Annotated in this window: 27 protein-coding genes; 14 read left to right on the top strand and 13 right to left on the bottom strand. The window is 73.3% G+C overall.

Translation table 11 applies throughout. The features are described from left to right. Positions 1-149 precede the first annotated feature (149 nt). The 3 genes from ABZZ04_RS18070 to ABZZ04_RS18060 form a co-directional block, all read right to left on the bottom strand. A complete protein-coding gene (locus tag ABZZ04_RS18070) occupies positions 150-788 on the bottom strand; it encodes a GNAT family protein (RefSeq protein ID WP_356933193.1) in 639 nt (212 codons plus the stop codon). A gap of 146 nt (positions 789-934) precedes the next feature. Then, positions 935-1,819 carry a peptidase S1 gene (locus ABZZ04_RS18065; protein WP_356933192.1) on the bottom strand — a complete coding sequence of 295 codons (885 nt, stop codon included), beginning with the start codon at positions 1,817-1,819 and terminating at the stop codon, positions 935-937. 265 nt (positions 1,820-2,084) lie between these two features. Beyond that, the gene (locus tag ABZZ04_RS18060) at positions 2,085-2,549 is read right to left on the bottom strand and encodes an ATP-binding protein (protein ID WP_356933191.1); all 465 of its coding nucleotides are present in this window, start codon (positions 2,547-2,549) and stop codon (positions 2,085-2,087) included. 165 nt (positions 2,550-2,714) lie between these two features. Between ABZZ04_RS18060 and ABZZ04_RS18055 the strand changes: the two genes are divergently transcribed. The 4 genes from ABZZ04_RS18055 to ABZZ04_RS18040 all read left to right on the top strand — a co-directional run bounded on the left by ABZZ04_RS18055 (position 2,715) and on the right by ABZZ04_RS18040 (position 7,090). Further along, the gene (locus ABZZ04_RS18055; protein WP_356933190.1) at positions 2,715-3,569 is read left to right on the top strand and encodes a helix-turn-helix transcriptional regulator; all 855 of its coding nucleotides are present in this window, start codon (positions 2,715-2,717) and stop codon (positions 3,567-3,569) included. Beyond that, positions 3,566-3,823 carry a DUF397 domain-containing protein gene (locus tag ABZZ04_RS18050; protein ID WP_356933189.1) on the top strand — a complete coding sequence of 86 codons (258 nt, stop codon included), beginning with the start codon at positions 3,566-3,568 and terminating at the stop codon, positions 3,821-3,823. Before ABZZ04_RS18055 ends, ABZZ04_RS18050 begins: the two co-directional genes overlap by 4 nt. A gap of 197 nt (positions 3,824-4,020) precedes the next feature. Then, on the top strand, positions 4,021-6,495 hold the full coding sequence (locus ABZZ04_RS18045; RefSeq protein WP_356933188.1) for a GTPase-associated protein 1-related protein: 2,475 nt from the start codon (positions 4,021-4,023) through the stop codon (positions 6,493-6,495). A gap of 115 nt (positions 6,496-6,610) precedes the next feature. Further along, positions 6,611-7,090 carry a hypothetical protein gene (locus tag ABZZ04_RS18040; protein ID WP_356933187.1) on the top strand — a complete coding sequence of 160 codons (480 nt, stop codon included), beginning with the start codon at positions 6,611-6,613 and terminating at the stop codon, positions 7,088-7,090. Between the two features lie 40 nt (positions 7,091-7,130). On the opposite strand, the gene msrB is transcribed toward ABZZ04_RS18040, so the two are convergent. The 4 genes from msrB to ABZZ04_RS18020 form a co-directional block, all read right to left on the bottom strand. Further along, on the bottom strand, positions 7,131-7,538 hold the full coding sequence (gene msrB, locus ABZZ04_RS18035) for a peptide-methionine (R)-S-oxide reductase MsrB (protein ID WP_356933186.1): 408 nt from the start codon (positions 7,536-7,538) through the stop codon (positions 7,131-7,133). Positions 7,539-7,547: 9 nt separating this feature from the next. Next, positions 7,548-8,942 (bottom strand): UDP-N-acetylmuramate--L-alanine ligase, encoded by a 1,395-nt coding sequence (murC, locus tag ABZZ04_RS18030; RefSeq protein ID WP_356933185.1) that lies wholly within the window; start codon positions 8,940-8,942, stop codon positions 7,548-7,550. A gap of 61 nt (positions 8,943-9,003) precedes the next feature. After that, a complete protein-coding gene (locus ABZZ04_RS18025; protein WP_356933184.1) occupies positions 9,004-9,456 on the bottom strand; it encodes an indole-3-glycerol phosphate synthase in 453 nt (150 codons plus the stop codon). A 148-nt stretch (positions 9,457-9,604) separates the two neighbouring features. Beyond that, positions 9,605-10,369 (bottom strand): pyrimidine reductase family protein, encoded by a 765-nt coding sequence (locus ABZZ04_RS18020; RefSeq protein WP_356933183.1) that lies wholly within the window; start codon positions 10,367-10,369, stop codon positions 9,605-9,607. A 37-nt stretch (positions 10,370-10,406) separates the two neighbouring features. On the opposite strand from ABZZ04_RS18020, the gene zapE reads away from it, so the two are divergent. The 4 genes from zapE to ABZZ04_RS18000 all read left to right on the top strand — a co-directional run bounded on the left by zapE (position 10,407) and on the right by ABZZ04_RS18000 (position 14,630). Continuing rightward, positions 10,407-11,498: a cell division protein ZapE gene (gene zapE, locus ABZZ04_RS18015; protein ID WP_356933182.1), complete on the top strand. Its 1,092-nt coding sequence runs from the start codon at positions 10,407-10,409 to the stop codon at positions 11,496-11,498. Positions 11,499-11,580: 82 nt separating this feature from the next. Next, positions 11,581-12,006, top strand: coding sequence for an OsmC family peroxiredoxin (locus ABZZ04_RS18010; protein ID WP_356933181.1), 426 nt, complete (start codon positions 11,581-11,583; stop codon positions 12,004-12,006). A gap of 158 nt (positions 12,007-12,164) precedes the next feature. Next, positions 12,165-13,565 (top strand): alkaline phosphatase PhoX, encoded by a 1,401-nt coding sequence (locus tag ABZZ04_RS18005; protein WP_356933180.1) that lies wholly within the window; start codon positions 12,165-12,167, stop codon positions 13,563-13,565. A gap of 186 nt (positions 13,566-13,751) precedes the next feature. Next, positions 13,752-14,630, top strand: a complete 879-nt coding sequence (locus ABZZ04_RS18000; RefSeq protein ID WP_356933179.1) for a polysaccharide deacetylase family protein — start codon at positions 13,752-13,754, stop codon at positions 14,628-14,630. Between the two features lie 29 nt (positions 14,631-14,659). Here ABZZ04_RS18000 and ABZZ04_RS17995 read toward each other — a convergent pair whose 3' ends face one another. From ABZZ04_RS17995 to ABZZ04_RS17980, 4 genes are read right to left on the bottom strand one after another with little or no spacing between them, the layout of a single operon-like run. Continuing rightward, positions 14,660-14,884 (bottom strand): hypothetical protein, encoded by a 225-nt coding sequence (locus tag ABZZ04_RS17995; protein WP_356933178.1) that lies wholly within the window; start codon positions 14,882-14,884, stop codon positions 14,660-14,662. A 14-nt stretch (positions 14,885-14,898) separates the two neighbouring features. Next, positions 14,899-15,567 carry an ABC transporter gene (locus tag ABZZ04_RS17990; RefSeq protein ID WP_356933177.1) on the bottom strand — a complete coding sequence of 223 codons (669 nt, stop codon included), beginning with the start codon at positions 15,565-15,567 and terminating at the stop codon, positions 14,899-14,901. After that, positions 15,564-16,475 carry an ATP-binding cassette domain-containing protein gene (locus tag ABZZ04_RS17985; protein WP_356933176.1) on the bottom strand — a complete coding sequence of 304 codons (912 nt, stop codon included), beginning with the start codon at positions 16,473-16,475 and terminating at the stop codon, positions 15,564-15,566. The genes ABZZ04_RS17990 and ABZZ04_RS17985 overlap by 4 nt, the downstream gene beginning before the upstream one ends. A gap of 44 nt (positions 16,476-16,519) precedes the next feature. Further along, complete coding sequence (locus tag ABZZ04_RS17980; RefSeq protein ID WP_356933175.1) at positions 16,520-17,197, bottom strand: AIM24 family protein; 678 nt, start codon at positions 17,195-17,197, stop codon at positions 16,520-16,522. Positions 17,198-17,268: 71 nt separating this feature from the next. Here ABZZ04_RS17980 and ABZZ04_RS17975 point away from each other — a divergent pair, with 71 nt between their 5' ends. From ABZZ04_RS17975 to ABZZ04_RS17950, 6 genes are all read left to right on the top strand, one after another. Continuing rightward, the gene (locus ABZZ04_RS17975; RefSeq protein WP_356933174.1) at positions 17,269-18,015 is read left to right on the top strand and encodes a peptidyl-tRNA hydrolase; all 747 of its coding nucleotides are present in this window, start codon (positions 17,269-17,271) and stop codon (positions 18,013-18,015) included. A gap of 40 nt (positions 18,016-18,055) precedes the next feature. Beyond that, positions 18,056-18,520: a hypothetical protein gene (locus tag ABZZ04_RS17970; protein WP_356933173.1), complete on the top strand. Its 465-nt coding sequence runs from the start codon at positions 18,056-18,058 to the stop codon at positions 18,518-18,520. Positions 18,521-18,557: 37 nt separating this feature from the next. After that, complete coding sequence (locus ABZZ04_RS17965) at positions 18,558-19,091, top strand: GNAT family N-acetyltransferase (protein ID WP_356933172.1); 534 nt, start codon at positions 18,558-18,560, stop codon at positions 19,089-19,091. Between the two features lie 174 nt (positions 19,092-19,265). Next, positions 19,266-20,582 (top strand): DUF692 domain-containing protein, encoded by a 1,317-nt coding sequence (locus tag ABZZ04_RS17960; protein ID WP_356933171.1) that lies wholly within the window; start codon positions 19,266-19,268, stop codon positions 20,580-20,582. 5 nt (positions 20,583-20,587) lie between these two features. Further along, positions 20,588-21,646 (top strand): TIGR04222 domain-containing membrane protein, encoded by a 1,059-nt coding sequence (locus ABZZ04_RS17955; protein WP_356933170.1) that lies wholly within the window; start codon positions 20,588-20,590, stop codon positions 21,644-21,646. 89 nt (positions 21,647-21,735) lie between these two features. Further along, the gene (locus ABZZ04_RS17950; RefSeq protein ID WP_356933169.1) at positions 21,736-22,551 is read left to right on the top strand and encodes a TIGR04222 domain-containing membrane protein; all 816 of its coding nucleotides are present in this window, start codon (positions 21,736-21,738) and stop codon (positions 22,549-22,551) included. 170 nt (positions 22,552-22,721) lie between these two features. Here ABZZ04_RS17950 and hemQ read toward each other — a convergent pair whose 3' ends face one another. Both hemQ and hemG read right to left on the bottom strand, forming a co-directional pair. Then, positions 22,722-23,450, bottom strand: a complete 729-nt coding sequence (gene hemQ / locus ABZZ04_RS17945; RefSeq protein ID WP_356933168.1) for a hydrogen peroxide-dependent heme synthase — start codon at positions 23,448-23,450, stop codon at positions 22,722-22,724. Positions 23,451-23,454: 4 nt separating this feature from the next. Next, entirely contained in the window at positions 23,455-24,942 is a 1,488-nt protein-coding gene (hemG, locus tag ABZZ04_RS17940) for a protoporphyrinogen oxidase (protein WP_356933167.1), read from the bottom strand. Positions 24,943-25,058 lie beyond the last annotated feature (116 nt).

Genomic DNA, 25,058 nt, shown 5'->3' with positions numbered 1-25,058 from the left:
GAGGGGCTGCCGGTTCCCGGGGAAACTATTGCGCCAACAAGACGTCCGGGATTCCCGGACGGACGCCGGTGTCGGTGACGAACCGACAAATCGGTTTCACTCCAACGGAGTTGCCGTCACCGAACCGGCGTACCGAGGTGTCGTCCGGGCTACTTCCCCTCGGCCCCCTCGGGCTCCGGGTCGGTGGACAGCCGGGCGTGCAGGTGCTCGTCGTGGTACTTGCCGTCACCGAAGACATGGGAGTCGCGCAGGGTGCCCTCGGGGAGGTAGCCGCAGCGGTCGGCCACCCGGCAGGACGCCTCGTTGCCGACGGCGTGGGCGATCTCGATGCGGCGGGCGTCGGCCGTCGCGAAGCCCCAGCTCGTCACCGCCCGGGTTCCCCGGGTCGCCAGGCCCCGTCCGCGGGCGGCCGGCAGCAGCCAGTAGCCGATCATCGCCAGCCCGTCCTCGCGGTCGACCCAGCGCAGGTTGACGCCGCCCAGCAGGGTGCCGTCGGTGGCGTCCAGGGCGACGAAGGGGGCGGCCGCGCCGCGTTCCCACACTCCGTCGCGCGCCTCCACCCACGCGCGGGCCGCGTCCCGGTCGGCGACCGCGATGGGGTTCCAGAGGGCGATGTCCGGGTCCGTCCCGGCGGCCACCAGGCCGTCCAGCAGGGCTTCCGATCCGGCGTCCTCCCGGGTCCAGGGGCGCAGCACCACGTCTCCCAGATCGAGGGTGGTGCGAATGAAGGTCTTGCGGTCGACGGGGCCGGGGTTCTGGGCGGCCTGCGGGGTGGAGGAAGTGCTCATGGCACTCTTTGTAATGGAACGGCAAAGCTCTGGCCAATGATTTTTTCGGACCGGCGGTCCGTCCCGGGCGGCACCGCGCCGCACACCGAAGTCGGCACCGGTGCGCGGTGCGGCGGGTCCCACGGGTCACATGCCGGACGGCGGGGTCAGGAGAGCGCCAGCTCCGTCACGTCGCCCGCCTCCAGGACCCAGGTCGCGCTGAGGCCGCCCTCCTTCACCCGGGCGTCGCCGTCGCCCTTGAGGACGCCGATGCGCTTGCCCGACAGGGCGATCTGGATGGCCTGGTCGTACTCGTGCACCCAGGTCGCACCGAGGCCGCCCTCCTTGACGTGAACCTTTCCGTCGTCCTTGAGGACGCCGATGCGGTCGCCGGACAGTTCGAGCTGGATGACGTCGTCGGCCTCCCGCACCCACGAGGCGCTGAGGCCGCCCTCCTTCACCCAGGCGACGCCGTTGCCGGCGAGGACGCCGATGCGGTTCCCGGCCAGGTCGATGCCGATGGCGTTGTCGGACTCCCTGACCCAGGAGGCGCTGAGGCCGCCCTCCTTCACCCACGCCACTCCGTCACCGGTGAGGACACCGATGCGGTTGCCGGACAGCTCCAGCTCCTTGACCTTGACGGACTCCTTGACCCAGGTCGCGCTGAGACCGCCCTCCTTCACATAGGCGTCGCCGTTGTCCTTGAGGACGCCGATGCGGTCGCCCGACAGCGCGATCTGCTTGACGTCCGTGGCCTCCTTGACCCAGGTCGCGCTGAGGCCGCCCTCCTTCACCCACGCCACTCCGTCACCGGTGAGGACACCGATGCGGTTGCCGGACAGGGCGATCTGCTTGACGTTCCCGGACTCCTTGACCCAGGTGGCGCTGAGACCGCCCTCCTTCACGTAGGCATCGCCGTTGACGCGCAGGGTGCCGATGCGGTTGCCGCCGTCGCCGGAGACCGTGCCGGGCGCCGCGCCCGCCGTGGCCGCACCGGCGAGACCGGTCAGGGCCAGGACGGCCGTCGCCACGGAGAGAGTCTTGAGGTTCAACGGAGTAACTCCTCTGCTCGGATGACCCCTTGGGCCCGTCGAGCGGTGCCCTCGGGGGAATCGATCGATCCGAAGACGACCAACGACCGACGGGGCGGCCGGTGCGTGAGCCATTGAGGTGAGCCCGGCGCACTCGGCAGGGCCCGCCGCGCGGAGTGCGCCGTCAGGCAACGGTGTCGGGCAGGCAGAGACCGATGGGGGGAGGTGGCGTGAACGGCGGTGCGGCGAGGCCCTGCACGGTGCGCCGACCGGACCCCGCACGGCGTCAGTGCGACACGTCCAGCTCGGCCCGGACCGTCTTGCCCGGGGGATTGCGGTCCAGCACCGCCCATCGGTCGGCCAGCGCGTCGACCAGGACGAGTCCGCGCCCGCCCTCCGAGCCGGGCGGCGGTGCCACCAGCTCCGTCGGTCCCGGGGGCCGCGACTCGCCCCGGGTGTCGCTGACCTCGATCCGCAGTACGCCCCGTCCGCCTCCGATGCCCGGCGAGTGGCCGAGCCGCAGCTCGAAGTCCCGCCCCGGCACCCGACCGTGCGTCACCGCGTTGGTGACCAGCTCGGCGACGATCAGCTCCGCCGTCTCCGAAGCGTCACTGCCGTACGGGATGCCCCAGTCGTGCAGCACGTGCAGGGCGAGGTGGCGGGCGAGCCTGGCGCCGCGCGGTGTGGAGCTGAAGCGCTGCACGAACACACGTACGGTGACCGGTGGTTGGGGGGTGGCGAGTGCTTCCATGCCCTCACCGTGGCGGCCGGAACCCCATGGGACCAGCAGCAGAACCCGTACGCTCGGTCAGCGTACGGGTACGGACGGTGGACAGTAGGGGTAACGGTCCGTGACGATGGGCGAGTTGTCTGCCGGTAGAGGCACGGAGCGCGGCGAGTACGGAGGTGGCCGGACATGACGGACGGCGTGGGCACGACGGGCGGAGCGGCGAGGTCGGGCGGGGAGCCCGAACCCACGGAGAGCCTGAGGACGTTCGGGGAGATCGTCAAGGTCTTCCGCAAACGGGCGCTGTTGACCCAGGAGCAGTTCGCGCCGCTGGTGCAGTACTCGGTGCCGACCGTCGCCTCGATCGAACAGGGCCGCAGGTTCCCGCCGTTGCCCTTCGTCGAGCGCTCCGAGGCCGTGCTGGACGCGTTCGGGACCATCAGGGCGGCGGCAAAGCATCTGTCCCGGCGGCCGGGGATCGCGAGCTGGTTCCAGCAGTGGGCGAAGCTGGAGACCGAGGCGATCAGCCTGTTCACGTACGAATGCCGGTTGATCCCGGGCCTGTTGCAGTCGGAGGCGTACGCGCGGACGCTGTTCCTCAACCAGCTCCCGGTGCTCGACGACGAGCAGATCGAGCGGCAGCTCGCGGCCCGGATGGACCGCCAGCAACTGCTGCGGGAGCGGCTCAACACCACCTACAGCTTCATCCTCGAAGAACACCTCTTCCTGCGGCGCACCGGCGGCTCACAGGTCACCCGGGAGGCCATCGACCACGTGCTCGAACTCGCCGAGCTCCGCAACGTCGAGCTTCAGATCATGCCGCAGGTCCGCGAGAGCCACGCCGGGCTGCACGGGCCGATCCAGTTGCTGGAGACGCCGGAGCACAAGTGGCTCGGCTACAGCGAGGGTCAGATGTCCGGCCAGCTCCATGCCGACCCCGCTGTGGTCAGCGTGCTCCAGATGCGGTATGCCAGGATGCGTTCGCAGGCTCACACCCCCGAGGACTCCGTGGGTCTGTTGCAGCGGATGCGAGGAGCGCTATGAGCACCACAACAGACCTGTCCTGGTTCAAGAGCAGCTACAGCAGCGGTGACGGCGACTCCTGCGTCGAAGTCGCCCTCTCCTGGCACAAGTCCAGCTACAGCAGCGGGTCCGGCGACGACTGCGTGGAGGTCGCCGCCTGCCCCACCACCGTCCACGTCCGGGACTCCAAGGTCGAGCAGGGCCCGCAGCTCGCCCTCTCCCCCGCCGCCTGGACCGGCTTCGTCACGTACGCGGTGGGCACCGCGCGCGTCTGACGCACCGTGCCGCGTACCGGAGCGATTCCGGTACGCGGTACGGCCGTTCGGCGGGGCGCGCGGGGAGGCGCGCGCCTTGATAGCGTCGCTCCCGCGATCGCGGTTCCCGCCTCCCGCCGGGGTCGTCGCCGTGCGTCGTACGGCCCGCCCCGAGGGGCACGGGGGGTTCCGCGGCAAGGACGAAGAGGGCCCGACGCATGAGTCTCGCGCAGTTGCACTACACCTCTGCCGCTGCCGCCTCCGCGGACGACGACGGGGGCGGGGGCGGCGCGCGCTTCACCGCGGTCAGTGCCGGACTGCCCACGCAGGTGCTGGCCGAGGCCGAGCAACTCCTTCGCTACGAGCCGCCCGCCGACGCCCCGCACCGGCCGACCCCCGACCAACTCCGTTCCCTCCCCGAGGCGTTCAGCTTCGGGGCCCTGCCGGACGGCGGGCACCTGCTGTCCCGCGCGGTGGCGTTCGCCGGGCACGGCTCCCTCGGGTTCCACGCGCACGCGGTGCACCTGCCGGCCGGTACGCGGCTGCCGGGCGGCGTTCTGCCGATCACCGCCTGGCGGTCGCCGAACTGGGCCTCCTCCCCACCGGAGGGCGGCACCCCCGACCGGATATCCGCGCTGCCCGCCTCCGCCGCCTTCGGTCCCGGGGCACTGAACGACTTCGCGGTCTCCCGGAGCCCCTGGCTGGCGGCGGTCTTCGCCGATCTGCGCCGGGTGTGCGAGGACCCGGCGGCGGGGCGCCTGGTGCTGGTGGAGCGGCACAGCGCCGATGTGGCCAGGTGGATCGCCCTCGCCTCGGCCGTGCTCCCGCCGGACGACGCGCACCGGCTGACGTTCACGACGTACACCCGCCGTCCGGCGCGTTCCCCGTACCGGATCATCGGTGTGCTCCCGCAGGACGCCCCTCCGGCGGACGGCCCCGACGACCCGGGGGCCGGGCCGCTGCGGGTGCACGACTGCACGGGCGCCCGGCCCGGGGAGCCGGTGGACGACGCCTGGGCCGAGACCTGCGCCCGGATCTGGCGGAACCGGTCCCCCGAGCTGTTCCGGGCGGCGGCCGAACTGCCCGGCGGGCCGTTCGCCGCCGGGCCGCTCGCCGTGACGGCGCTCTGCGCGGACGTTCCGCTCGGGCCCGGTGAGCGGGCCGCGGCGGCCGAGTGGGCCGCCGAGCGGCCGTACGCCCTGGACGAGGAGCGCACCCACCGGCTCACCGACGCGCTGACCGACCCGGACATCGACCGCACGCCCCGCGAACTCGCCGCCGTGGCCCGTCTGTTGACCGCGCTCGACGGACGGGCCCCGGCCGCCGTGACGGGCTCCCTCGGTGCCCTGCTGGTGACGGAGGCGGTCTACGGGGGCGATGTCCTCGTGACTCCCCCGGGGCGCTCGGTCTTCGCCGGTCCGGACGGGGAACGCGTCGCCGCGGCGCTCGTCGGGGCCGTCGGCGGCGATCTGCGCGCCGAACTGGCCACCGGCGGGCCGGCGGCCGCCCCGGACGCCGCCCCCGGCCGGAGCGTGGGGCGCACCGTTCAGCTGCTGCGCATCGCGCGGCTGCTCGACGTGGACTGCGCGGACCTGCTCCCCGCCGTCGTGGGCCGGATGGCCCGGTCCCTGCTGGCGGAGGGGGCGGGCGACTTCGGGCCGGTGCTGCTCGACCTCCTGGACGAGCAGTTCGACGTGCGGACGGCGCTGCTCGGCGAGCTGGACCGGCTCGCCCCGTACGACCCGTCGGGGACGGAGCGGCTGCTGTGCGGGGTCGCGCTGCCGTTCACCGGGGCGCAGTCGCTGCCGCATCTGCGGATGTGCGCGGCGGCGCCGGGCGCCAAGGCGGGCGGCGGCGACGACCGGGTGGGGTCGCTGCACGCGGTGCTGCGGGCCGGCGGGCTGTCGCCCTTCACCGAGCCGCTGGTGCTGCGCACGGCGATGGGGCTGGTCTGGGGCGACGGCACGCCCACGGCGGGCGAGGCCCGGCAACTGCTGGCCGCGAGCACCTCCGACGCGCACCGCACGGCCGGTACGTGGTCCGCGCTCGTCGCGGCGGCGCTCGGCGCGCCCTGTGACGACGCGGAGGCCGCCGAGCTGGCCCATGACCTGTTGCGCGGTTTCCCCGGCGAGATCGACGCGCGGGCGCGCGGCGCCCTGCTGCTCCTGGAGTTCGCGCGGGAGCTGCGGTCGGACGCGGCGGAGCCGGACTGGGCGCAGCGGGCCCGGCGGCTGTGCGCGGCGGCCGAGCCGGTGGAGCCGGGCGTCCGCGATCAGGCGTTCGGGGCGCTGGCGCAGCGGCTGCTCTCCCCGGACCGCCCGGAGGCGGAGCTGTACGCGTTCGTCCACAGCGACGACGCGGATCTCCTCGCGGCCTACGGCAGGGCCGCCCGGCAGGACGCGGTGCTCGCCCGGCTGCGTTCGGAGCCGGCCTACGTCGCCGACTGCTTCGCGGTCTGGAGCGCCCATCCGCACGCGGGCCCCGCCTGGGGCGAGGTCCGGACGGCGCTGCTGGAGGAGGTGCTGCGCCCGGTGGTCCGCGCCCTGCCCGCCGACGGGACCGCGGCGGTCGAGGAGGCGGCCGGGCGCATCGGCAGCAGCCGCACGGCGGAGGCGTTCCGGGCGTGGAGCAGGCCGGGCGGTTTCGGCAGGCGGCTCGGCAGCCGGCTGACGGCCCGGGTGCGGCGTTCGTAGCGGCTCCTGGAGCAGTGCGCGGTGGCGGACCGGGGCGAAGTTGCCGGTACCGTGGGACGTACCGATCTCGTGTGCTCCCGGCGGGCTGCGTGACATGCCTGAGCAGGAGGAACAGATGACGACGAACCGCGGACGCAAGGACGTCATCCGCGACCGGATGGCCTCGACCGGCGAGTCGTACAACGTCGCCGCGCGGCATCTGAAGGCGATGAAGGACATGGGCGCCACCCGTGAGGCCGTCCTCACCCAGCGCTGGCGCCCGGCCGATTCGCCGGACGTGCCGTGCCCCTGCGGCAGCACCTGCGAGCCCGGGGAGCGGTGCGGGCGCTGCCACGCCCTGCACCGGCACGTGGCGCGGTACCCCGGCAGCGTCACCGACGTGGAGACCTGGGCGGACCGTTACGACTGCATGGGCTGCGCGTCCTCGTACGTCCTGACCGTGGTGCTGCCGGGCCGCCCGTGGGGCATCGCCGGGGCGGCACCGGCCGGGCCCGGGGAGCAGGCCGCGCGGGCCGTGGTCTTCCCGGGCGTCGCCCACCCGCTGCTGCGGCCGGTGGCCGCCGGGGACGAGGGCCCGGACGGGGACGAGGGCTGACGCCCGGCCGCACCGGCCCCCGCCCGGGGCGTCGCGGCCGTCAGTCCCCGGTGGGCGTCAGGCGCAGCGAGATCGAGTTGATGCAGTACCGCTGGTCCGTCGGGGTGGGGTAGCCCTCGCCCTCGAAGACGTGGCCGAGGTGCGATCCGCAGCGGGCGCAGCGGACCTCGGTGCGGACCATGCCGTGGCTGCGGTCCTGGATCAGCTCGACCGCGTCGGTGTCCTTCGGGTCGTAGAAGGACGGCCAGCCGCAGTGCGACGCGAACTTGGTGTCCGAGCGGAACAGCTCGGCGTCGCAGGCGCGGCAGGAGTAGACGCCCTCGGTCTCGGTGTCGGTGTACTCACCGACGAAGGCGGGCTCGGTGCCGGCCTGGCGCAGGACCGCGTACTCGGCCGGGGTCAGCTCCTCGCGCCACTGCTCGTCCGGCTTCTCGATGTCGTACGACACGTCGCTCCCTCAGCTCGACAGGTGGTCCAGGATCTGCGGGCCGAGGTCCGTGACGTCGCCCGCTCCCATGGTGAGAACGAGGTCGCCGGGCTTCGCCATTCCCGCAATGACGCCGGGGACGGCCGTCTTGTCGTGGAGGGGGGTGACGTCGGCGCCCGCGGCCCGCGCGGCGTCGATGATCAGCTCGCTGGTGACGCCGGGGACCGGGTCCTCGCGGGCCGGGTAGATGTCCAGGACCACGGAGGCGTCGGCCAGCGCGAGGGCCTGCCCCATCTCGGTGCCGAGTTCCTGGGTGCGGGAGAAGAGGTGGGGCTGGAAGACGACCAGGATCCGGGAGTCGGTCGCGGCTCCGCGCATCGCCTCCAGGTCGGCGGTCATCTCGGTGGGGTGGTGCGCGTAGGAGTCGATGACCTGGACGCCCGCCGCCTCGCCCTTGAGCTGGAGGCGGCGCTTGACCCCGGTGTACTTGCCGAGGGCGGAGGCCAGGTTGTGTGCCGGGATGCCGAGGGCGACACCGGCGGCGAGGGCCGCGACCGCGTTGAGCGCGTAGTGGCGGCCGGGCACGGAGACGGTGAAGGTGAGGTACTTCCCGCCCAGGAGGACCGTGACCTCGCTGGTCAGGCCGCGCGGGGTGATCCGGTGGACGCGCACGTCGGCGGAGTCGGCCTCGCCGTAGGTGACGACGTTCAGCGAGGAGAGGGAGCGGACCCGCTCCGTCAGCTCGACGGCGCCCGCCTGGTCGGCGGAGATCACCAGGGTACCGCCCGGGACGATCTTGCCCGTGAAGGCCTCGAACGACTCGTGGATCTCGTCCATCGAGGCGTAGTTCGCGTGGTGGTCCAGTTCGACATTGAGGACGATCGCGACCTCGGGGTCGTACTTCTGGAAGCTGCGGTCGCTCTCGTCCGCCTCGGCGACGAAGATCTCGCCCTCGCCGTGCGTGGCGTTGGTACCGGGGCCGGCGAGGTCGCCGCCGATGGCGTACGAGGGGTCGAGGTTCAGCTCGGTCAGGGCGACGGCCAGCATCGAGGTGGTGGTCGTCTTGCCGTGCGTACCGGCCACCGCGATGGCGCGCAGGCCGCCCATGAGGGAGGCCAGCGCGTCGGAGCGGTGCACGACGGGGACCGACAGCTCGGCGGCGCGCACCAGCTCCGGGTTGTCGGGGCGGATGGCGCTGGAGACGACCACGCACGAGGCGTCGTCCGCCAGGTTCCCGGCGGCGTGCCCGATGTGGACGGTCGCCCCCAGCGCCCTCAGTGCCTCGGCGGTGCCCGACTCCTTGGCGTCGCTGCCCGCGACCTTGGCGCCGCGCTGGGCGAGGATCTTCGCGATGCCCGACATTCCGGCGCCGCCGATGCCGATGAAGTGCGGCCGTTCCATGGCGGCAGGAATACCGGGTGCCATGCGTGTGTCTCCCCAAGAAGTCGGTACGAGTACCCGAGTCGGTACGAGGTGCCCGCCCAGCCTATTCGCTGTGCGCGAAGAGTTTGAGCACCGGTACGCCGACCTTGTGACGGGCCCGGGACGCCCAGTCACGGTGGAAGAACTCCTCCACGTAGTGCGGTGCGGTCAGCACGATGACCTCGTCCGCCTCCGCCTCGTCGACCACGGACTTCAGCTTGTCCAGGGGGTGGTCCTCGATCACCTGTCCCACCGCTTCGGAACCCGCCTGGCGCAGCGCCTCCAGCGACACCTCGAGCGCGAGTTCGGCGGGCTGTCTGGCGTTCTTGCCCTCGGGCTCCTCGCCCTCGCGGACGGCTTCCTTCAGTTCGCCCATCGCCAGGTCGTCGATCGCCCGCAGCAGCACATCGGCCTGGTCACCGCGGGGCTGCATGAGCACGACGAAGGAGATCTGCTCCTCGCCGTGCAGGGTGGTGACGAAGTCGACATCCCCGGAAGTGAGGGGCTTCTCGATCATCAAAACGCTGGTGAACACCACGGGTGCCCTTCTGCTTCAGTGACCGTCGCCGGTCTCTGCTGAAACCATCCTTCCCCGTGCTCGCACGGGGTCTGCGAGAGTCATTGTGCCCACCCGAAGCTAACCGGAACGGGTAATTCCGCTCTTTTCAGCCCTGACGGTACCGAGTGAAGAGAAACCCGGCCTCCTCCAGCAGGGAAGCCAGGACGAATCGTTCCGGCACGGCCACCGAGGGACCCCCGGCGATCCGCTGCGCGTCCCCGGCGGTCAGCATCGGCGAGAGGGTCAGGCAGATCTCGTCCAGCACCCCGGCCGCCACGAACTGGCCCAGCAGCCTCGGACCGCCCTCGGTCAGCAGCCGCCGGAACCCGCGGTCCGCCAGTTCCCGTACGGCCCTGGCCGGGTCCACCCGGGACCCCTCCCCCGCGATCACCACATCGGCGCCGACCGCGCACGCCTCCGTGATCCGGCCCGGCGGGGCCCCGGCGCCGGTCAGCACGAGGGTCGGCACGAGCGGCGCGGTGAACAGCGGCAGCGAGAAGTCGAGGTCCAGGCTGCCGCTCACCACGGCGATCGCCGGAGCGGGCCCCTGCCCGGCCGCGGCACGGCGGGCGGCGAACGCCTCGCGCGCCCTGGCGGGCCGGTAGCCCTCCATCCGCACCGTCTCCGCCCCCACCACGATCACGTCGGCCAGTCCGCGCAGGGTGCCGAAGATCCGCATGTCGCTCTCGCAGGAGATCGGCTGCGAGCGGCCGTCGTGCTGGGCGGCCCCGTCGAGGGTCGAGACCATGTTGGCGCGGAGCCAGGGACCGTCCTGCTCGGGGTAGGCGTAGGCGTCGGCCAGGGCGTCCAGGGGCCACTCCCCCTCGTCGTCGGCCGGTGTCAGGTCGGTCACAGGGAAGAGGCGTCGCATGTCCTGCAGTCTGGCACGGCGCTTAAGGTTGAGAGTTGTGTCGTCCTCCACAGCCCTGTCGGGGCAGAGCCCCATAGCCGAAACAGCTCCCCTGTCCCTGTGCGCACGCGAGCCCCACGTACCGGCCGACCGGCTGGTCGCCGAGATGGTGCCGCCGCCGCGCTTCGACTCCGTACGCTTCGATACCTACGTGCCGGACCCCAATCAGCGGAGCCAGATAGAGGCGGTCAAGGTCCTGAGCGACTTCGCGGCCGGGCTCGGCGGGGCGCACGCCAGTGGTTCCGGCAGGCGCAAGTGGTTCGGGAGGAAGCCGTCGGCGCCCTCGGCCCCGCTGGGGGTCTACCTGGACGGCGGTTACGGGGTCGGCAAGACCCACCTGCTGGCGTCCCTCTGGCACGCCACGCCCGCCGAGCCCTCGCTGAAGGCGTTCGGCACCTTCGTCGAGCTGACGAACCTGGTGGGCGCGCTGGGCTTCCAGCAGACCGTGAAGACGCTGAGCGGGCACCGGCTCCTGTGCATCGACGAGTTCGAGCTGGACGACCCGGGCGACACCGTGCTGGTGTCGTCGCTGCTCAGCAGGCTGGTGGAGGCGGGGGTCGCGCTCGCCGCCACCTCCAACACGCTGCCCGGCAAGCTCGGCGAGGGCCGGTTCGCCGCCGCCGACTTCCTGCGGGAGATCCAGGGGCTGTCCTCGCACTTCCGCCCGCTGCGGATCGACGGCGAGGACTACCGCCACCGGGGGCTGCCCGAGGCGCCTCCCCCGTACTCCGACGAGCAGGTCACCCGGGCCGCGTACGCCACCGAGGGGGCCAGCCTGGACGACTTCCCCTCGCTGCTCGACCATCTGGCCCGCGTCCATCCGAGCCGTTACGGCGCGCTGACGGACGGCCTGCGGGCGGTCTGCCTCACCGAGGTCCAGCCGGTGCCCGACCAGTCGACCGCGCTGCGGCTGGTCGTCCTCGCGGACCGGCTGTACGACCGGGAGGTCCCGGTGCTCGCCTCGGGGCTGCCGTTCGACCGGCTGTTCAGTGAGGAGATGCTGAACGGCGGGTACCGGAAGAAGTACTTCCGGGCGATCTCACGGCTCACCGCGCTGGCGCGCGACGCGAAGGACCTGGTGGCGAAGTAGGTTCGGGGCGTACCACCCGGGGCGTTCGAGGGCGCCCCGGTTCTCCGGTATCAACCGCGCACACCGCTCGAAGGGATTCGGCATGGCAACCACGCGTCAGGCGCACACGGTCTGGGACGGCAACCTGATCGAGGGCAAGGGGGTCGTCACCTTCGACTCCTCCGGCATCGGCGAGTTCGACGTCTCCTGGCCGTCGCGCGCGGAGAAGGCGAACGGCAAGACCAGCCCCGAGGAGCTCATCGCGGCGGCCCACTCCAGCTGCTTCTCGATGGCGCTGGCGCACGGTCTGGCCTCGGCGGGCACCCCGTCGACCCAGCTGACCACCACGGCCGACGTCACCTTCCAGCCCGGCACCGGCATCACCGGCATCCACATCACCGTCCAGGGCACGGTCCCCGGGCTCGACGAGGCGGGCTTCGTCGCCGCCGCCGAGAACGCCAAGGTGAACTGCCCGGTCAGCCAGGCACTGACCGGCACGACGATCACCCTCTCCGCCTCGCTGGCCTGATGTGCATCTGATGCGCATCTGACCCGCAGGGGCCACTCCCGGCCCAGCAGGCGACAGGACACACACGGGGCTCAGTGGCCCGCATGGTTCCCGCGCGGCGATGCGCGTGGTACACACATGCGGGTCACTTCTCCTGTCCGCCAGCAGGGAGTTGCCTCATGTCATCAGAAACGTCACGTCCGACCGACGAAACGTCACGTCCGGCCGCCACCCGTCGCCAGGTCCTGGCCGGCAGCGGTGCGGCCGTCGCCTCCATCGCCTTCACGGGGGCCTTCTCCGAACTCTTCGCGGGCACCGCCGCCGCCCGGGGACACGGCGGCTACGGCCCGCTCGTGCCCGACCCCGACGGCCTGCTCGACCTGCCGAGAGGATTCCGCTACCGGGTCCTGTCCCGGGAGGGCGAGCAGCTCCGTTCCGGCGAGGGCCGGGTGCCCAGCAACCACGACGGCATGGCCGCCTTCGCGGGCCGCCGCGGCCGCGTCCACCTGGTGCGCAACCACGAGAACCGGGTCACGGGGAAGATCCCGGTGCCGGTCGTCGAGGGCCTCACCTACGACCCGACGGGCAAGGGCGGCTGTACCGCCCTGGAACTGGACGGCCGCAACAACGTCCTCGGCGAGCGCGTCGCCATCGCCGGTACCGCGGTGAACTGCGCGGGTGGCCGCACCCCCTGGAACACCTGGCTGACCTGCGAGGAGACCGAGGACAAGGCCGGTACCAACGGCTACACCAAGGACCACGGCTTCATCTTCGAGGTGGACGGCGCCGACCCGCGCCGCACCGGGGCCGTACCGCTCACCGCGATGGGCCGCTTCCAGCACGAGGCCATCGCGATCGACCCGCGGAACGGGATCGTCTACGAGACCGAGGACGCGTTCGAGAGGCCGTTCGGGCTCTTCTACCGCTTCCTGCCGGAAAGGCCGCTCGGCGGTACCGGCTCGCTGCGGGCCGGCGGCCGTCTGGAGGCCATGCGGGTGCCGGGCGTCCCCGACCTCTCGGCGATCCAGGAGACCGGCGCGTGCTTCGAGGGCGTCGAGTGGGTACCCGTACCGGACCCGCTGGCGGCCGGGACGCCGATCCGGTTCCAGGACTTCGGCCCGAAGGGCATCACGCACGCGCAGAAGCTGGAGGGCTGCTACTGGGGCGGGTCCTCGGTCTACTTCGTCTCCAGTTTCGCGCGCAGCGCGGAGGGGTCGGCCGCCGACCACCACGGCCAGGTGTGGCGGTACGAGCCGAAGCGGCGCCGCCTCACGCTGGTGATCGTCTTCGGCCCCGGCAAGGACGTCCAGTTGCCCGGTGAGTCCCCCGACAACATCTGTCTCGCCGCCGACGGCGGTCTGATGGTGTGCGAGGACGGCGACGGCGCCCAGCACGTGTTCGGGCTGACCCGGCGCGGCGAGGTGTACGCCATGGCGCGGGGCCGGCAGAACATCGGAACGCCGGAGGAGCCCGAGTGGGGCGAGTTCGCCGGGGTCACGTTCTCCCCGGACGGCGGGACGATGTACGTGAACTGCTACACGCCGGGGACGACGTTCGCGGTGACGGGGCCGTGGCGCTGACGGACCCCGCGGGCTGACGGACCGGGCGGGCCGACGGGCCCGCCCGGAGCGCGGGCCGGTGGGCACTGGGCCGGCCGGGGGTAGCGGTATGTTTATCTGCCTCCGGCCGGAGTGCCGTCCGTGATCACGCCCCAGGTGATCGTCTACGTTCCGCAAGTGATCAACTCTGCACGAAGACTTACGGTGATGGTGGCTCTGGGAGCCGTACTGGGCACTGCTCCGACCGGTTGCGGGATGGACGGCGCCGCGACGGGGAGCGGCGCGGCGGATGTCGGAGCCCATGCCCCGCAGCGCACCGCCCTCCCGGTTCCGCCGTCGCCCTCACCGTCCGTGGAGGCGCCCCCGGCCCCGTCGAAGCCGCCCGTCCTGGCTCCGGGACCGGCCGGTCTGACGCCGGTCTTCGAACGGGGCCCGAGAACCGCGGACAAGGTCGTGGCCCTCACCTTCGACGCCGACATGACGGCCGACGAGGGCCCTCGCGCGCAGGCCGGCGAGCACTTCGACAATCCCGGGCTGATCGAGCTGCTGCGCGGGCTGGAGGTGCCCTCGACCGTGTTCATGACGGGGCGATGGGCCGAGCAGTACCCGGAGCAGGCCAGGTCGATCGGCACCGATCCGCTGTTCGAGGTCGCCAACCACTCGTACAGCCACTACGCCTTCGCGTCCCCCTGCTACGGGCTGCCGACCGTGGCGGAGGACGACATGCGCGCCGACGTGGAGCGGGCCTTCGCCGCGTTCCGGCGGGCCGGTGTGCGCAACACGGTGCCGTACTTCCGCTTCCCCGGCGGCTGCCACGACGACGCGTCGCGGCGCGCCCTCGCCCCCGCGAAGGTGACGGCGGTGCAGTGGGACGTGGTCAGCGGCGACGCCTTCGCGACGGACGCGGACGCGGTGGCCGAGCAGGTGCTGGCCGGGGTGGAGCCGGGGTCGCTGGTCGTCATGCACTGCACCCGCAGCGCGGCGCCGGTCACGGACGAGGCGGTGCGCCGGGTGGTCCCCGAGCTCCGCGAGCGCGGCTACCGCTTCGTCAAGGTCTCCGACCTGATGCGGACACGGCCCTCCTGACGGACCGGCCCGCCCCTTCCGACGGAGGCTCAGCCCGAGCACGCCATGCGCTGGGCCTCCTGCCACTCGCAGACCGGGCAGAGCGTGATGCCCTTGACGGACTCCGGGTACTCGGTCGGCTTCCGGCAGAGCACGCACGCGGCGTACGGGGGTCCGGCGGGCTCCGTGCCGTCGGACACGGGAGGCGTGGGCGGTGCACCGCAGTACGCCCCGTCCGGAACCCCGCCGACGCCTTCTTCCACACGCTCGTCCATGCGTACGAGCCTACTCAGCCACGCACCGGGGCGAGCCGGCACGTCAGCGCCGCCGCCGCGGCGGCGAGGCCGAGAGCGAGGACGAAAGCCAGGACCGGCACGTGCACCGTGCCCGTCGGCGAGCCGGTGACCAGGCCCGCCACCGCGGAGTTCGCGGGCGATCCTTCGGCCACCAGGACCAGCAGCGCGGCCGAGACGGTGGCGGCGACGGACCAGCCGCGCCGGTGCAGCAGCGGCCGGGTGCACAGCGCGCCGACGCCCGCGCCCAGCAGCACGCAGCAGGCGGCGGCGAGCAGTCCGGCGATCCCGGCGGGCAGCAGCGGCACCCGTACGCCGTTGTCGGCACCGGCCGGCCTGCTGATCACCAGCACGATCACGGTGCCGACCGTACCGAGCAGCCCGGCGCAGCCGAGCCCGGCGAGCAGCGCCGCCAGATGGGCCCGCACCGGTCCGGCCGCGGCGGCGACGACGGTCCGGGCGGCGGGCGGTTCCTGGTTGACGCAGAGCCGCACGAGCCAGGCGGTGACGGGCAGGAGCCCGGCGGCGGCGTAGCCGAGCGAGTCGAGGACGGGCTGCCCCCACTGCACACCGACGGCGAGGAAGGCCGCGTACAGCAGCACGGGGGCGAGCCAGTGCTGGGAACGGACCAGCAGGGCGGTCTGGTAGCGCAGGAGCGCGGTCATGATGCCTCGGAGGTCGAACGGCCCCGGGGACACGGGACGGTGCCGGGTGCCGGTGTGCTGTCGGTGCGAACCGGTGCGGTGCCGGACGGGTCAGGGCCGGGGGCCGTGCCGTCGGGCCCGGCGGGGTCGGGGACGGTGGCCAGCCCACGGATGTGCCAGGGCGGACGGGCCGTGAGCAGGGCTCGCAGCAGCGCGTCGGAGTGGGCCGCCGCGACGGTGAGCCGTACGCCGTCGGCCAGGAAGTGCTGTTCCGGTGCGCCCGGCAGTCCGGCGGGCGGTACGGCCCCCGCCGGACCCGTAGCCTCGATCCGCACCCGCGGCCCCGTCCGCGCCGGTCCCGCCACGGGTACGGCGAAGAGGCCCCGCCCCTCCACCCGGTAGCCGACATCGACCGATCCGGCGAGCCTGAGCGGGTCGTGGTCGACGTAGACGACGGTGGCACCCGCCGCGACCCGCTCGGCCACGGCCCGGTCCAGTTCGTCGCGGGCCGCCGCGTCCAGTCCGGTCCACGCCTCGTCCAGGACCAGCAACTCCGGCTCGGCCAGGAGCGCCTGGGCGACGGCGACCTTCTGACCGGTGCCCTTGGAGAGCTCCGGGAGCGGGGTACCGGCGTGGCCGGCGGCCCCGAAGCGGTCGAGCCACGACCGTGCGCGGTCCGCGGCCTCGGCCGACCGCAGACCGTGGACACGGCCGAGGTGGACGAGGTATCCGGCCGCGGTGAACGGCAGCGCCGCCGAGAAGCGCTCGGGAACGTATGCCGTACGGGGCCGACGGCCGGTGATCCGGCCCTCCGTCGGGGTGTCGATCCCGGCGATCAGCCGTAACAGGGTCGACTTGCCGGTGCCGTTGGCCCCCTCGATCCGGATCAGGGCGTGCGGGGGCAGGTCGAGTTCGATCCCGCGCAGCACCCATGGGCCGCCGAGGCCGTAGCGGCGGCCGACGGCGTTCAGCCTCAGTTGGCCGTCGCCTTCTCGGGCTTGGCCTCGCTGGGCCGCACGATCACGAACCCCTCGCCGTCCAGCCGCAGTTGGACGGCCTCGCCGGAACCGCCGCGGATCATCGAGCCGAAGCTCTGCGAACGGTTCAGCGAGGTGGTCAGGTTGGCGCTCCAGCCGACCACCGCGTCCGTGTCGACGAACACCGGCTGCTGCGGCGTCACGGGGATCACGATGGGGTGCCCCTCGCACATCAGGCCGAGCTTGCCGTAGCCGGTGAAGACGCTGTTGAAGAGCCCGCCGCCGGTCATCCCGGCGCCCTTCACGGTCTTTATCTCGTAGGAGATCGTGGGGTCGAAGCAGAGCACGTTGCGGCCGTTGATCGTGAGGACGTCGCCGTGTTCCAGCTCCACGATGAAGCAGTTGGCGGCCTCGTGCGCGAACCACGCCTCGCCCTGGCCGCGGACCGCCATCAGCGGCAGCCCCTCACCGGTGACGGCGCGCTTCAGCATGCCTCCGATGCCCTGGCCCTTGCGCTCGAACTGCAGATCGCCGCGGAAGGCGATCATCGCTCCCTGGCGGGCGTGCATCTCACCGTTGACGGCGTACTTGATGGATTTGGCGTTCTGCAGGGTCATTCCGGGGACCGTCGCCTGCTGCGCCAGGTGCTCGCTGGAAAAGAGATCGCTCTTCATGGGGTGCATCCTCACCCGGAGTATCCCGTTCTGCCAAGAAACGCGGCCCCGGCGGCTGGCAGACTGGGCGGGTGAGCAGTGAAGACATCCCCGAGTCCCCGGCCGTTTCCCGGCCGTCCGCGGCGGACGGCCCGTTCGGGTCGCGGCGGACGGACCGCGACGAGGCCCCGCAGTACGTCCTGCCGCTGGTCGTGCACATCGAGAAGACGGCTCCCCCGGCCCGTACCGACGCGCTGCGGACCGCCGCCCGCGCGGTGCTCGTGATGCTCTGCGACGAGCGCTCGACCGGCGAGGGCGAATGGGCGCGGGTGATGCGGGACTGGCAGGACGCCCGGATCCGCAAGGTGGTGCGGCGGGCGCGCGGTGCGGAGTGGCGCAGGGCGTCCGGGCTGCCGGGCATCACGGTGACCGGCGAGAACGCCGAGGTGCGGGTCTTCCCGCCGGTGCCCCTGGACGGCTGGCCGAAGGAGCTGGCGAAACTCCAGGTGTCGGGCACGGACCTGGACGACCCCGCACCGCCGCCCGCGCCCGTCCCCGGGGAGCCGGTGCTGTGGCTGAACCCGGAGCTGGACATGTCGGCGGGCAAGGCGATGGCGCAGGCCGGGCACGGCGCGCAGCTCGCCTGGTGGGAGCTCTCGGACACGGACCGCAAGGCGTGGCGCGAGGCGGGCTTCCCCCTCTCCGTGGCCGCCGCGGACCCGGCCCGCTGGCGCGAACTGACGGCGGGCGGACTGCCGGTGGTGCGTGACGCCGGGTTCACCGAGATCGCCCCCGGGTCGTGCACGGTGGTCGCCGACCACCCGGCGCTGCGCGGCTGAGCACCGCCCGTTGTCACAGGCGGCGCCTATGGTTCCGCGCATGACCGTTCCCGGGATCATTCCGATCAAGCACGAGGCCGACTACCGCACGGACACCATCGGGCGGTGGCGGGGCGGCCAGTTCTTCGCCTCCGTCACCGGGGCCTTCCCCGAGGACTGGAGCACCGGAGACGACTGGCAGGAGCAGAAGCGCTGGTGTGCCGTGCTCCACCGGTTCGACGCGGCCGGCCGGCACCTGGATTCGCAGATCCGGGTCACCGGCACCACGGCGGGCGGCGAACGGGAGGCGATCGCCGCCGCCCGGCTCCTGCTGGACCAGTGGCTGGAGGACCTGCCGGAGCGGCGCCACGAGGACATCGCGATCGCCCCCTTCGCCGTCCGGTCCGAGGGCATCCTGTTCGGCCTGGTCGTCGAGGAGGGCGACGGGACGGACCCCGCACGGGCGGAGTTCCTCCCCGACTGCCTGGGGTTCTTCGCCCCCTGGGACGGTTGCTACGACACCTGAGCCCGGCCGGGCCGGGGCGGCCGGTAGCGTCGGCCGCATGCCCGAACTGATCGCACCCACCGTCCTCCTGCACTCCGCCTGGACCGAGGCACACGACGAGTGGGGCCCCGGCCCCCACGAGGACGGGTTCGGGCTGGAGCCGTCCGACGAGGTCGGCTCACCGGCCGGGTTCGCGGCCTGGGTGGCGCGGCTGACCCGGGAATCGGACCCGGCGGGGACCGGCCGGGCGGGATGCACGTACCGGTGGATCGTCGAGGACGGCCGGGTGCTCGGCGGGATCGCGCTGCGGCACGGGTCCGACGGCTCCGTGCCGCGGTTCGGGCACATCGGGTACGGCATCCGGCCGTCCGCCCGGCGGCGCGGGCTGGCGACCTGGGCGCTGGGGCGGATGCTCGACGAGGCGCGGGCGCTGGGCCCGGACCGGCTGCTGATCGTCTGCGCGGCCGACAACCTCGCGTCGGCGAGGACCGTCGAGCGCCACGGCGGCGTCCTCGAAGGCGTGCGGGACACCGAGCACGGCCCCGCACGGCACTACTGGATCACGCTCCGGCCGGTCCCGGGAGACCGGTAGGCGGTCCGGGGCGTACGCGGCGGTCCCGCACCGCGCGACCGGAGCGGCTGCCCCGTCGGCGATCCCGGCCCGCCGATCCGGAACCTCAAATCATCCTCTGAACGTCCTCCTTTCCGGATTCACCACCGCCCGTCCGGGCCATCAGCCCTGCACGGAGCGGAGGAGGGGGACGACATGAAGCTGGGGATCGGCATCGGATGGCGGCCGGAGATCGCGGACGCCGTGGAGGCGCTGCCCGGGATCGACTGGGTGGAGGCGGTCGCGGAGAACATCTGCACCGGCCACCTGCCCGATTCGCTGGTACGGCTCCGGGAACGCGGCGTCACCGTCGTCCCGCACGGCGTCTCGCTGGGGCTCGGCGGGGCCGACCGCCCCGACCCGGACCGGCTCGCCGATCTCGCCGCCAGGGCCGAACTGCTCGCCGCCCCGCTGGTGACCGAGCACATCGCGTTCGTACGGGCCGGGGGTCCGCGCACCGCTTCGGCCGCCCTGGAGGCCGGTCACCTGCTGCCCGTGCCGCGCACCCGGGACGCCCTGGACGTGCTGTGCGAGAACGTGCGCATCGCGCAGGAGTCGCTGCCGGTGCCGCTGGCCCTGGAGAACATCGCGGCGCTGATCTCCTGGCCCGGCGAGGAGCTGACCGAGGGGCAGTTCCTCGCCGAGCTGGTCGAGCGCACCGGGGTCCGGCTGCTGATCGACGTCGCCAATCTGCACACCAACCACGTCAACCGGGGCGAGGACCCGGTCGCCGCGCTCGACGAGCTGCCGGTGGAGGCGATCGCGTACGTCCATGTGGCGGGCGGGATCGAGAAGGACGGCGTCTGGCACGACACCCACGCCCACCCGGTCACCCCGCCGGTCCTCGACGTCCTCGCCGAACTCCGCTCCCGGGTCGACCCGCCGGGCGTCCTGCTGGAACGCGACGACGACTTCCCGCCGGCCGGTGAGCTGGCGGCCGAACTGGCCACGATCCGCACCACGCTGGACCGGGCGGCTTCCAGGAAGACGCCCGGGGCGACGGCCCCGGCAACGGCCACCGGCACCGCGCACCGGCCGCCCTCCGCCCCCGCCCCCGTCGCGGACGGTGTGCGGGACCGGGTCGCGGGCGCCCAGGCCTCGTTGCTCCGCGCGCTCGTCGCCGGGGACCCCGCCCCGCCCGGCTTCGACGCGCACCGGCTCGGCGTCCAGAGCCGCGCCCTGGCCGCCAAACGGGCCGGGGTCGTCGCCAAGGTGGCACCCGAGCTGCCGGAGATCCTGGGCGCCGGTTACCGGCCCGCCTTCCTCGCGTACGCCGGGAGCCGTCCCATGTCCGCCGGTTACCGGCGCGACGCGCTGGACTTCGCCGAGTCGCTGCTGATCGCGGGGCAGCCCGCCGACGACGCGGCCCGGCGCGAACTGACCCACTGGTGGCAGGACCGGGCCGCCGCGCGACCGCCGCGCCGCACCACCCGGTTGATACGAGCGGCCCGCGCGGCCCTGGTCGGAAGGTGACCGGCATGGATGTCGTCGCGGTTCTGGTGAACCTCTCGGTCGTGGTCTCCTCGATCGCCCTGATAGCGGGGCTCTCGCGCGCCCGCAGCGGCCCCGGCGGTCCCGTCCACGACCTCCACGAGGTCGCCTTCCTGAACGGCGGCCCCGGCCGGGTGGTGGACACCGCGCTCACCGCGATGCACACGGACGGCCGGATCGCCGTCGGCGGCCCCGGGATCGTCGCCGTCCACCGGGCCGAGGCCCACGACCCGGTGGAACGCGCGGTGCTCCAGGAGCACGCCGCGGCCCCCAACGGCGCGCTGCACACCCTGCGCGAGGCGGTGATGCGGCACCCCGCCGTGCAGGAGATCGGCGACGGGCTCGCTGCCCGCGGCCTGCTGGTCCCGCCCGCCGCGGGCCGGAAGTGGCGCCGATGGGGCATCGCCCAGGGGCTGGCCTGCCTGCTGGCCATCCCGTTCTCCCTCATGGTGCCGACCCCCCGGTACATGACCGCCGACCTGGTCATGGAGGCCTCCGCGCCCTTCGGTCTGAAGGTGATCCCGATCCTGCTCGTCGGCTTCCCCCTCGGCTTCGTCTGCGCCAACATCGCCGGGGGGCGTGTCACCGGGGCGGGGCGGCGGGCCGCCGCGGCGTACGGCGCGGCCCAGCCGTACGCGCCGCACCCGGCCCATCTGGTCGCCACGCGCGGACTGCGGCACCTGCCCGACCCCGAGTTCCGGGCCCTGCTGATCGCGGCGGCGCGGATGCGCCCGGCCGGGCGGTCGACGCGCCCCATGCCGTCGCCGTCGTCCTCGGACTCCTCCGCGCTGTTGCTCGTACCGGTGGTGTGGTGTGCCAGTACGGGTCCGGGGCACGGCAGCTGCGGAAGCTCCGCGGGCGGAGGCGGAGGCGGGGGTGGAGGCGGGTGCAGTTCGGGGTCGGGCTGCGGGTCGGATTCCGGATCGGGGTCCGGGTCGAGCTGCGGCGGTTCCAGCGGTTCCAGTTGCGGCGGGTCGAGCGGCTCCAGCTGCTCCGGCGGGGGTTCCAGCTGCGGGGGCGGGTCCAGTTGCGGCGGCGGTTCCTGAGCCCGGGCGGCGCCCCGCCGGCGCCGCCGAATCGTCCGCATGGTGAACAGGCCATGGTCATCCACGTCCGCCTCGCATAGGAATCTGCCATGTTCTGGGTACTGTTCCTGCTGGTCGCCTGGGGGGCGGCAGCCTTCTCGTGCATCCGGCTCTGTCTTGTCGCGGCCCGCACGGGACTGCTGCCGGACGCGTCCGACGACGACGCGCGGGACCTCGGCGCCGGTCATGAACTGACCCTGTACGAGACCGCGTTCCTGGCCGGCGGCCCGCACCGGGTGATAGATCTGACGCTGGTCACCATGCATCTGCGCCGACGGCTGCTGCTCGCCCACACCGGCTGGGCGACGGTGGTCGACCCGGAGGGCCGGGACGAGATGGAGCGCACGGTGATCCGGGCCATAGGGCCGCGGGGCCAGTCGCCGATACCGCCGGTGCGGGCCGCGGCGGCGGCCGCCGACAGTGTGCGCGCCCTGGCCGACCGGCTCGTCGCCGCCGGGCTGGCGCGCCCGGTGGGCGCCGGGAGCGACGTGGCCGCCGCGGTGCGCGGGGTGCGCGGCGCGGCGCTGCTGGTGGTCGCGATGGCGGCCGTCGTGCTGCTGGTCCCCGGCCAGGACCACGGCCCCGGCGGTCCGGTGGTGTCGCTGCTCGCCTGGTTCGGGCTGCCGCTCGCGCTGACTCTGGGCTGCCTGGCGATCGCCCGGCTGGAGGTCCACCCGTACAGTTCCTGGGCCTCGCCCGCCGGTCAGCGACTGCTGGCCGCGAACCAGGTGCCGCCCGGGGCGGCGGTCCACGACGTCCTGTCGGCGCTCGCGGTACGGGGTGTGCGCGCCGTGGACGACCCGGCGCTGCGGTCGGCGCTCGGCGGCGGCAGCGACGGCGGCGGTCCGGCGGGGCACGACCGGTAGCGCGGCAGGTGCCGAAGGCCGTCGGCACGGGGCAGAAAAACACCGGTGCGGCGCGCGGGAAGCGCGCCGCACCGGGAGCCGAACCCGGTGTCGCTGGAACGACGGGCGGCGCGGAACGCGCCGTTGCCCGCCCTCTGATCTTCCGGGCTGGGGTGGTCGGGACCCGCTCGCTACGCGAGCCCGGCCACCAGGTCTGCGACGGACTTCCTGCGCCCGGTGAAGAACGGGATCTCCTCACGGACGTGCAGTCGCGCCTCGGAGCCCCGCAGGTGACGCATCAGGTCGACGATGCGGTGCAGCTCGTCGGCCTCGAAGGCGAGGATCCACTCGTAGTCGCCGAGCGAGAACGAGGCGACGGTGTTGGCGCGGACGTCGGGGTAGCCGCGGGCCATCTTGCCGTGGTCCGCGAGCATGCGGCGACGGTCCTCGTCGGGCAGCAGGTACCAGTCGTAGGAGCGCACGAAGGGGTAGACGCTGATGTAGTTGCGCGGCGTCTCGTCGGCCAGGAAGGCCGGGATGTGCGACTTGTTGAACTCGGCGGGGCGGTGCAGCGCCATGTTCGACCAGACCGGTTCGAGCGCCAGGCCGAGCTTGGTGCGCCGGAAGAGGTTGTACGCCTCCTGCAGCTCGTCCGCGGTCTCGGCGTGCCACCAGATCATGACGTCGGCGTCGGCACGCAGGCCGGAGAGGTCGTAGGTGCCGCGGATGGTGATGTCCTTGGCTTCGAGCTGGTCGAACAGCTCCTGGACCTCGTCGGCGTAACCGGCCCGGTCGGCGGGCAGGACGTCGCGCAGCTTGAAGACGGACCACAGCGTGTAGCGGATTACCTCGTTGAGGTCCTTAGCCTTCTTGCCCGCGTTGGGGCCCTTGCTTGATTTCACAGTCTCAGGCGCACTCATACGGCTATTGTCCCGCCTCGCTCCGAGTGCCCTGAACCAGGGTCGGCGTGGCGATGATCTCTTCCGCCGGGCGGCCCGTGAGGTCGTGGACGATCTCGTCCGCCGCGCGGTGGGCGCTCGCGACGCAGGCGGGGATGCCGACGCCGTCGTAGACCGCGCCGCAGACCCGCAGCGCGGGCAGCTTGGCGACCTCGGCCCGGATCCGCTCGACCCGCGGGAGGTGGCCCACGGGGTACTGGGGCAGCCCGCCGATCCACCGGGTGACCTCGGTGTCCACGGGCTTCGCGGTCAGCCCCGTGGCCTCGGCGAGGTCGCGCAGCGACACGTCGACGAGTTCGGTGTCCTCGCGGTGGATGTGGTCCTCCTCGCCGTAGCGGCCGACGGAGGTGCGCAGGACGAAGAGGTCGGGGGCGGAGCCGGCGACCCAGTCCCACTTGTGGGTGGAGAAGGTGGACGCCTTGATGGTGCGGCCGTCGACCGGGGGGACGAGGAAGCCGGAGCGTCCGGCGAGGGCGGTCGTGGCATCGGTGTCGGAGCGGCGGAACGCCATGGTGACCAGGGCCATCGACGCGTACTCGACCCCGGCCAGCTCGGCGGAGGCCGCCGGGGACTCGGCGGCGAGCAGGGTGGAGGCGGACCAGGCGGGCGCGGCCAGCACGATGCCGTCGGCGGGGATCACCCGGGCGTCGGTGCGGACGTCCCAGCCGGTGGTGGTGCGGGTCAGGCCGAGGACGGGGGTGGCGGTCAGGATCTCCCCGCCGGCCGCGCGCACCGCGTCGGCGACCGCTCCGGGCAGGGTGCCGATGCCGCCGTCGATGCCCTGGAAGACGGGACCGGCCTGCTGCCGGGCCGCGGCGCGGTCCTGGACGCGGCGGACGGCGTCGAGGAGCGGGCCGCCCTCCCGCACCGCCTCGAAGAGCTGGGGCACGGCGGCGCGCATCGAGATCCGGTACGCGTCGCCCGCGTACACGCCGCCGAGCAGCGGTTCCACGAGCCGGTCGACGACCTCCCGGCCCAGCCGGTCGGCGACGTACGCGCCGACGGCGACGTCGTCGCCGACGGTGGTCGGGGTGAGGTCGCGCTCCTGCGCGATGCGGGCGAGGCCCTCCGGGGAGAGCACCTCGGCGAGCGCCGCCGGGTCGCCCGGCACGCCCATCACGTGGCCCTTGGGCATGGGCCGCAGGGCGTCGCGGGTCCAGACGGACGCGGTGGTCGTGGCGGGCGGCTGCAGGCGGTCGCCGAGTCCGACGGCGCGGGCCAGGGCGACGGCCTCCGGCCTGCGGGCGAGCATCGACTCGGCGCCCAGGTCGACCCGGGCCCCGGCGACCTCGCCGGTCATGAGCTTGCCGCCGAGCCGCTCGGTGGCCTCCAGCAGGGTGACCCGGAGACCGGCGCCGAGGAGCCGGTGTGCGGCGGCGAGACCGGCGATGCCGCCGCCGATGACGACGACGTGTCCCGGGCCCTTGTCCGCGCTGTTGCTTGAACGCTGCATGCCCCCACTCTCTCAAACCCGTCCGGGCGCCCAGCCGCTTCCCCCACGTCGTAGCGTGGGCCCCTCGGACTAGGATTTCCCGTTCGGATCATGTCGGGTCCGGGCGTGATCCCGGG

Origin of the sequence: Streptomyces sp. NPDC006435, from assembly GCF_040612315.1 — a bacterium.
In the GTDB taxonomy this organism is placed as follows: domain Bacteria; phylum Actinomycetota; class Actinomycetes; order Streptomycetales; family Streptomycetaceae; genus Streptomyces.
The sequence above is the reverse complement of the archived record's forward strand: the minus strand, read 5'-3'. Positions and strand labels throughout refer to the sequence as shown.

Excerpts from the sequence above, each read along its gene's own strand:
- ABZZ04_RS18020 (WP_356933183.1), bottom strand. The coding sequence starts at position 10,369 with ATGCGACGCCTCTTCCCTGTGACCGACCTGACACCGGCCGACGACGAG.
- ABZZ04_RS18025 (WP_356933184.1), bottom strand. The coding sequence starts at position 9,456 with ATGATCGAGAAGCCCCTCACTTCCGGGGATGTCGACTTCGTCACCACC.
- ABZZ04_RS18040 (WP_356933187.1), top strand. The coding sequence starts at position 6,611 with ATGACGACGAACCGCGGACGCAAGGACGTCATCCGCGACCGGATGGCC.
- ABZZ04_RS18050 (WP_356933189.1), top strand. The coding sequence starts at position 3,566 with ATGAGCACCACAACAGACCTGTCCTGGTTCAAGAGCAGCTACAGCAGC.
- ABZZ04_RS17980 (WP_356933175.1), bottom strand. The coding sequence starts at position 17,197 with ATGAAGAGCGATCTCTTTTCCAGCGAGCACCTGGCGCAGCAGGCGACG.
- hemG (WP_356933167.1), bottom strand. The coding sequence starts at position 24,942 with ATGCAGCGTTCAAGCAACAGCGCGGACAAGGGCCCGGGACACGTCGTC.
- ABZZ04_RS17960 (WP_356933171.1), top strand. The coding sequence starts at position 19,266 with ATGAAGCTGGGGATCGGCATCGGATGGCGGCCGGAGATCGCGGACGCC.
- ABZZ04_RS17950 (WP_356933169.1), top strand. The coding sequence starts at position 21,736 with ATGTTCTGGGTACTGTTCCTGCTGGTCGCCTGGGGGGCGGCAGCCTTC.
- ABZZ04_RS18060 (WP_356933191.1), bottom strand. The coding sequence starts at position 2,549 with ATGGAAGCACTCGCCACCCCCCAACCACCGGTCACCGTACGTGTGTTC.
- ABZZ04_RS18000 (WP_356933179.1), top strand. The coding sequence starts at position 13,752 with ATGGTGGCTCTGGGAGCCGTACTGGGCACTGCTCCGACCGGTTGCGGG.
- hemQ (WP_356933168.1), bottom strand. The coding sequence starts at position 23,450 with ATGAGTGCGCCTGAGACTGTGAAATCAAGCAAGGGCCCCAACGCGGGC.
- ABZZ04_RS17955 (WP_356933170.1), top strand. The coding sequence starts at position 20,588 with ATGGATGTCGTCGCGGTTCTGGTGAACCTCTCGGTCGTGGTCTCCTCG.
- ABZZ04_RS17970 (WP_356933173.1), top strand. The coding sequence starts at position 18,056 with ATGACCGTTCCCGGGATCATTCCGATCAAGCACGAGGCCGACTACCGC.
- ABZZ04_RS18045 (WP_356933188.1), top strand. The coding sequence starts at position 4,021 with ATGAGTCTCGCGCAGTTGCACTACACCTCTGCCGCTGCCGCCTCCGCG.
- ABZZ04_RS18055 (WP_356933190.1), top strand. The coding sequence starts at position 2,715 with ATGACGGACGGCGTGGGCACGACGGGCGGAGCGGCGAGGTCGGGCGGG.
- murC (WP_356933185.1), bottom strand. The coding sequence starts at position 8,942 with ATGGCACCCGGTATTCCTGCCGCCATGGAACGGCCGCACTTCATCGGC.
- ABZZ04_RS17965 (WP_356933172.1), top strand. The coding sequence starts at position 18,558 with ATGCCCGAACTGATCGCACCCACCGTCCTCCTGCACTCCGCCTGGACC.
- ABZZ04_RS17990 (WP_356933177.1), bottom strand. The coding sequence starts at position 15,567 with ATGACCGCGCTCCTGCGCTACCAGACCGCCCTGCTGGTCCGTTCCCAG.
- ABZZ04_RS18070 (WP_356933193.1), bottom strand. The coding sequence starts at position 788 with ATGAGCACTTCCTCCACCCCGCAGGCCGCCCAGAACCCCGGCCCCGTC.
- ABZZ04_RS18005 (WP_356933180.1), top strand. The coding sequence starts at position 12,165 with ATGTCATCAGAAACGTCACGTCCGACCGACGAAACGTCACGTCCGGCC.
- ABZZ04_RS17995 (WP_356933178.1), bottom strand. The coding sequence starts at position 14,884 with ATGGACGAGCGTGTGGAAGAAGGCGTCGGCGGGGTTCCGGACGGGGCG.
- ABZZ04_RS18010 (WP_356933181.1), top strand. The coding sequence starts at position 11,581 with ATGGCAACCACGCGTCAGGCGCACACGGTCTGGGACGGCAACCTGATC.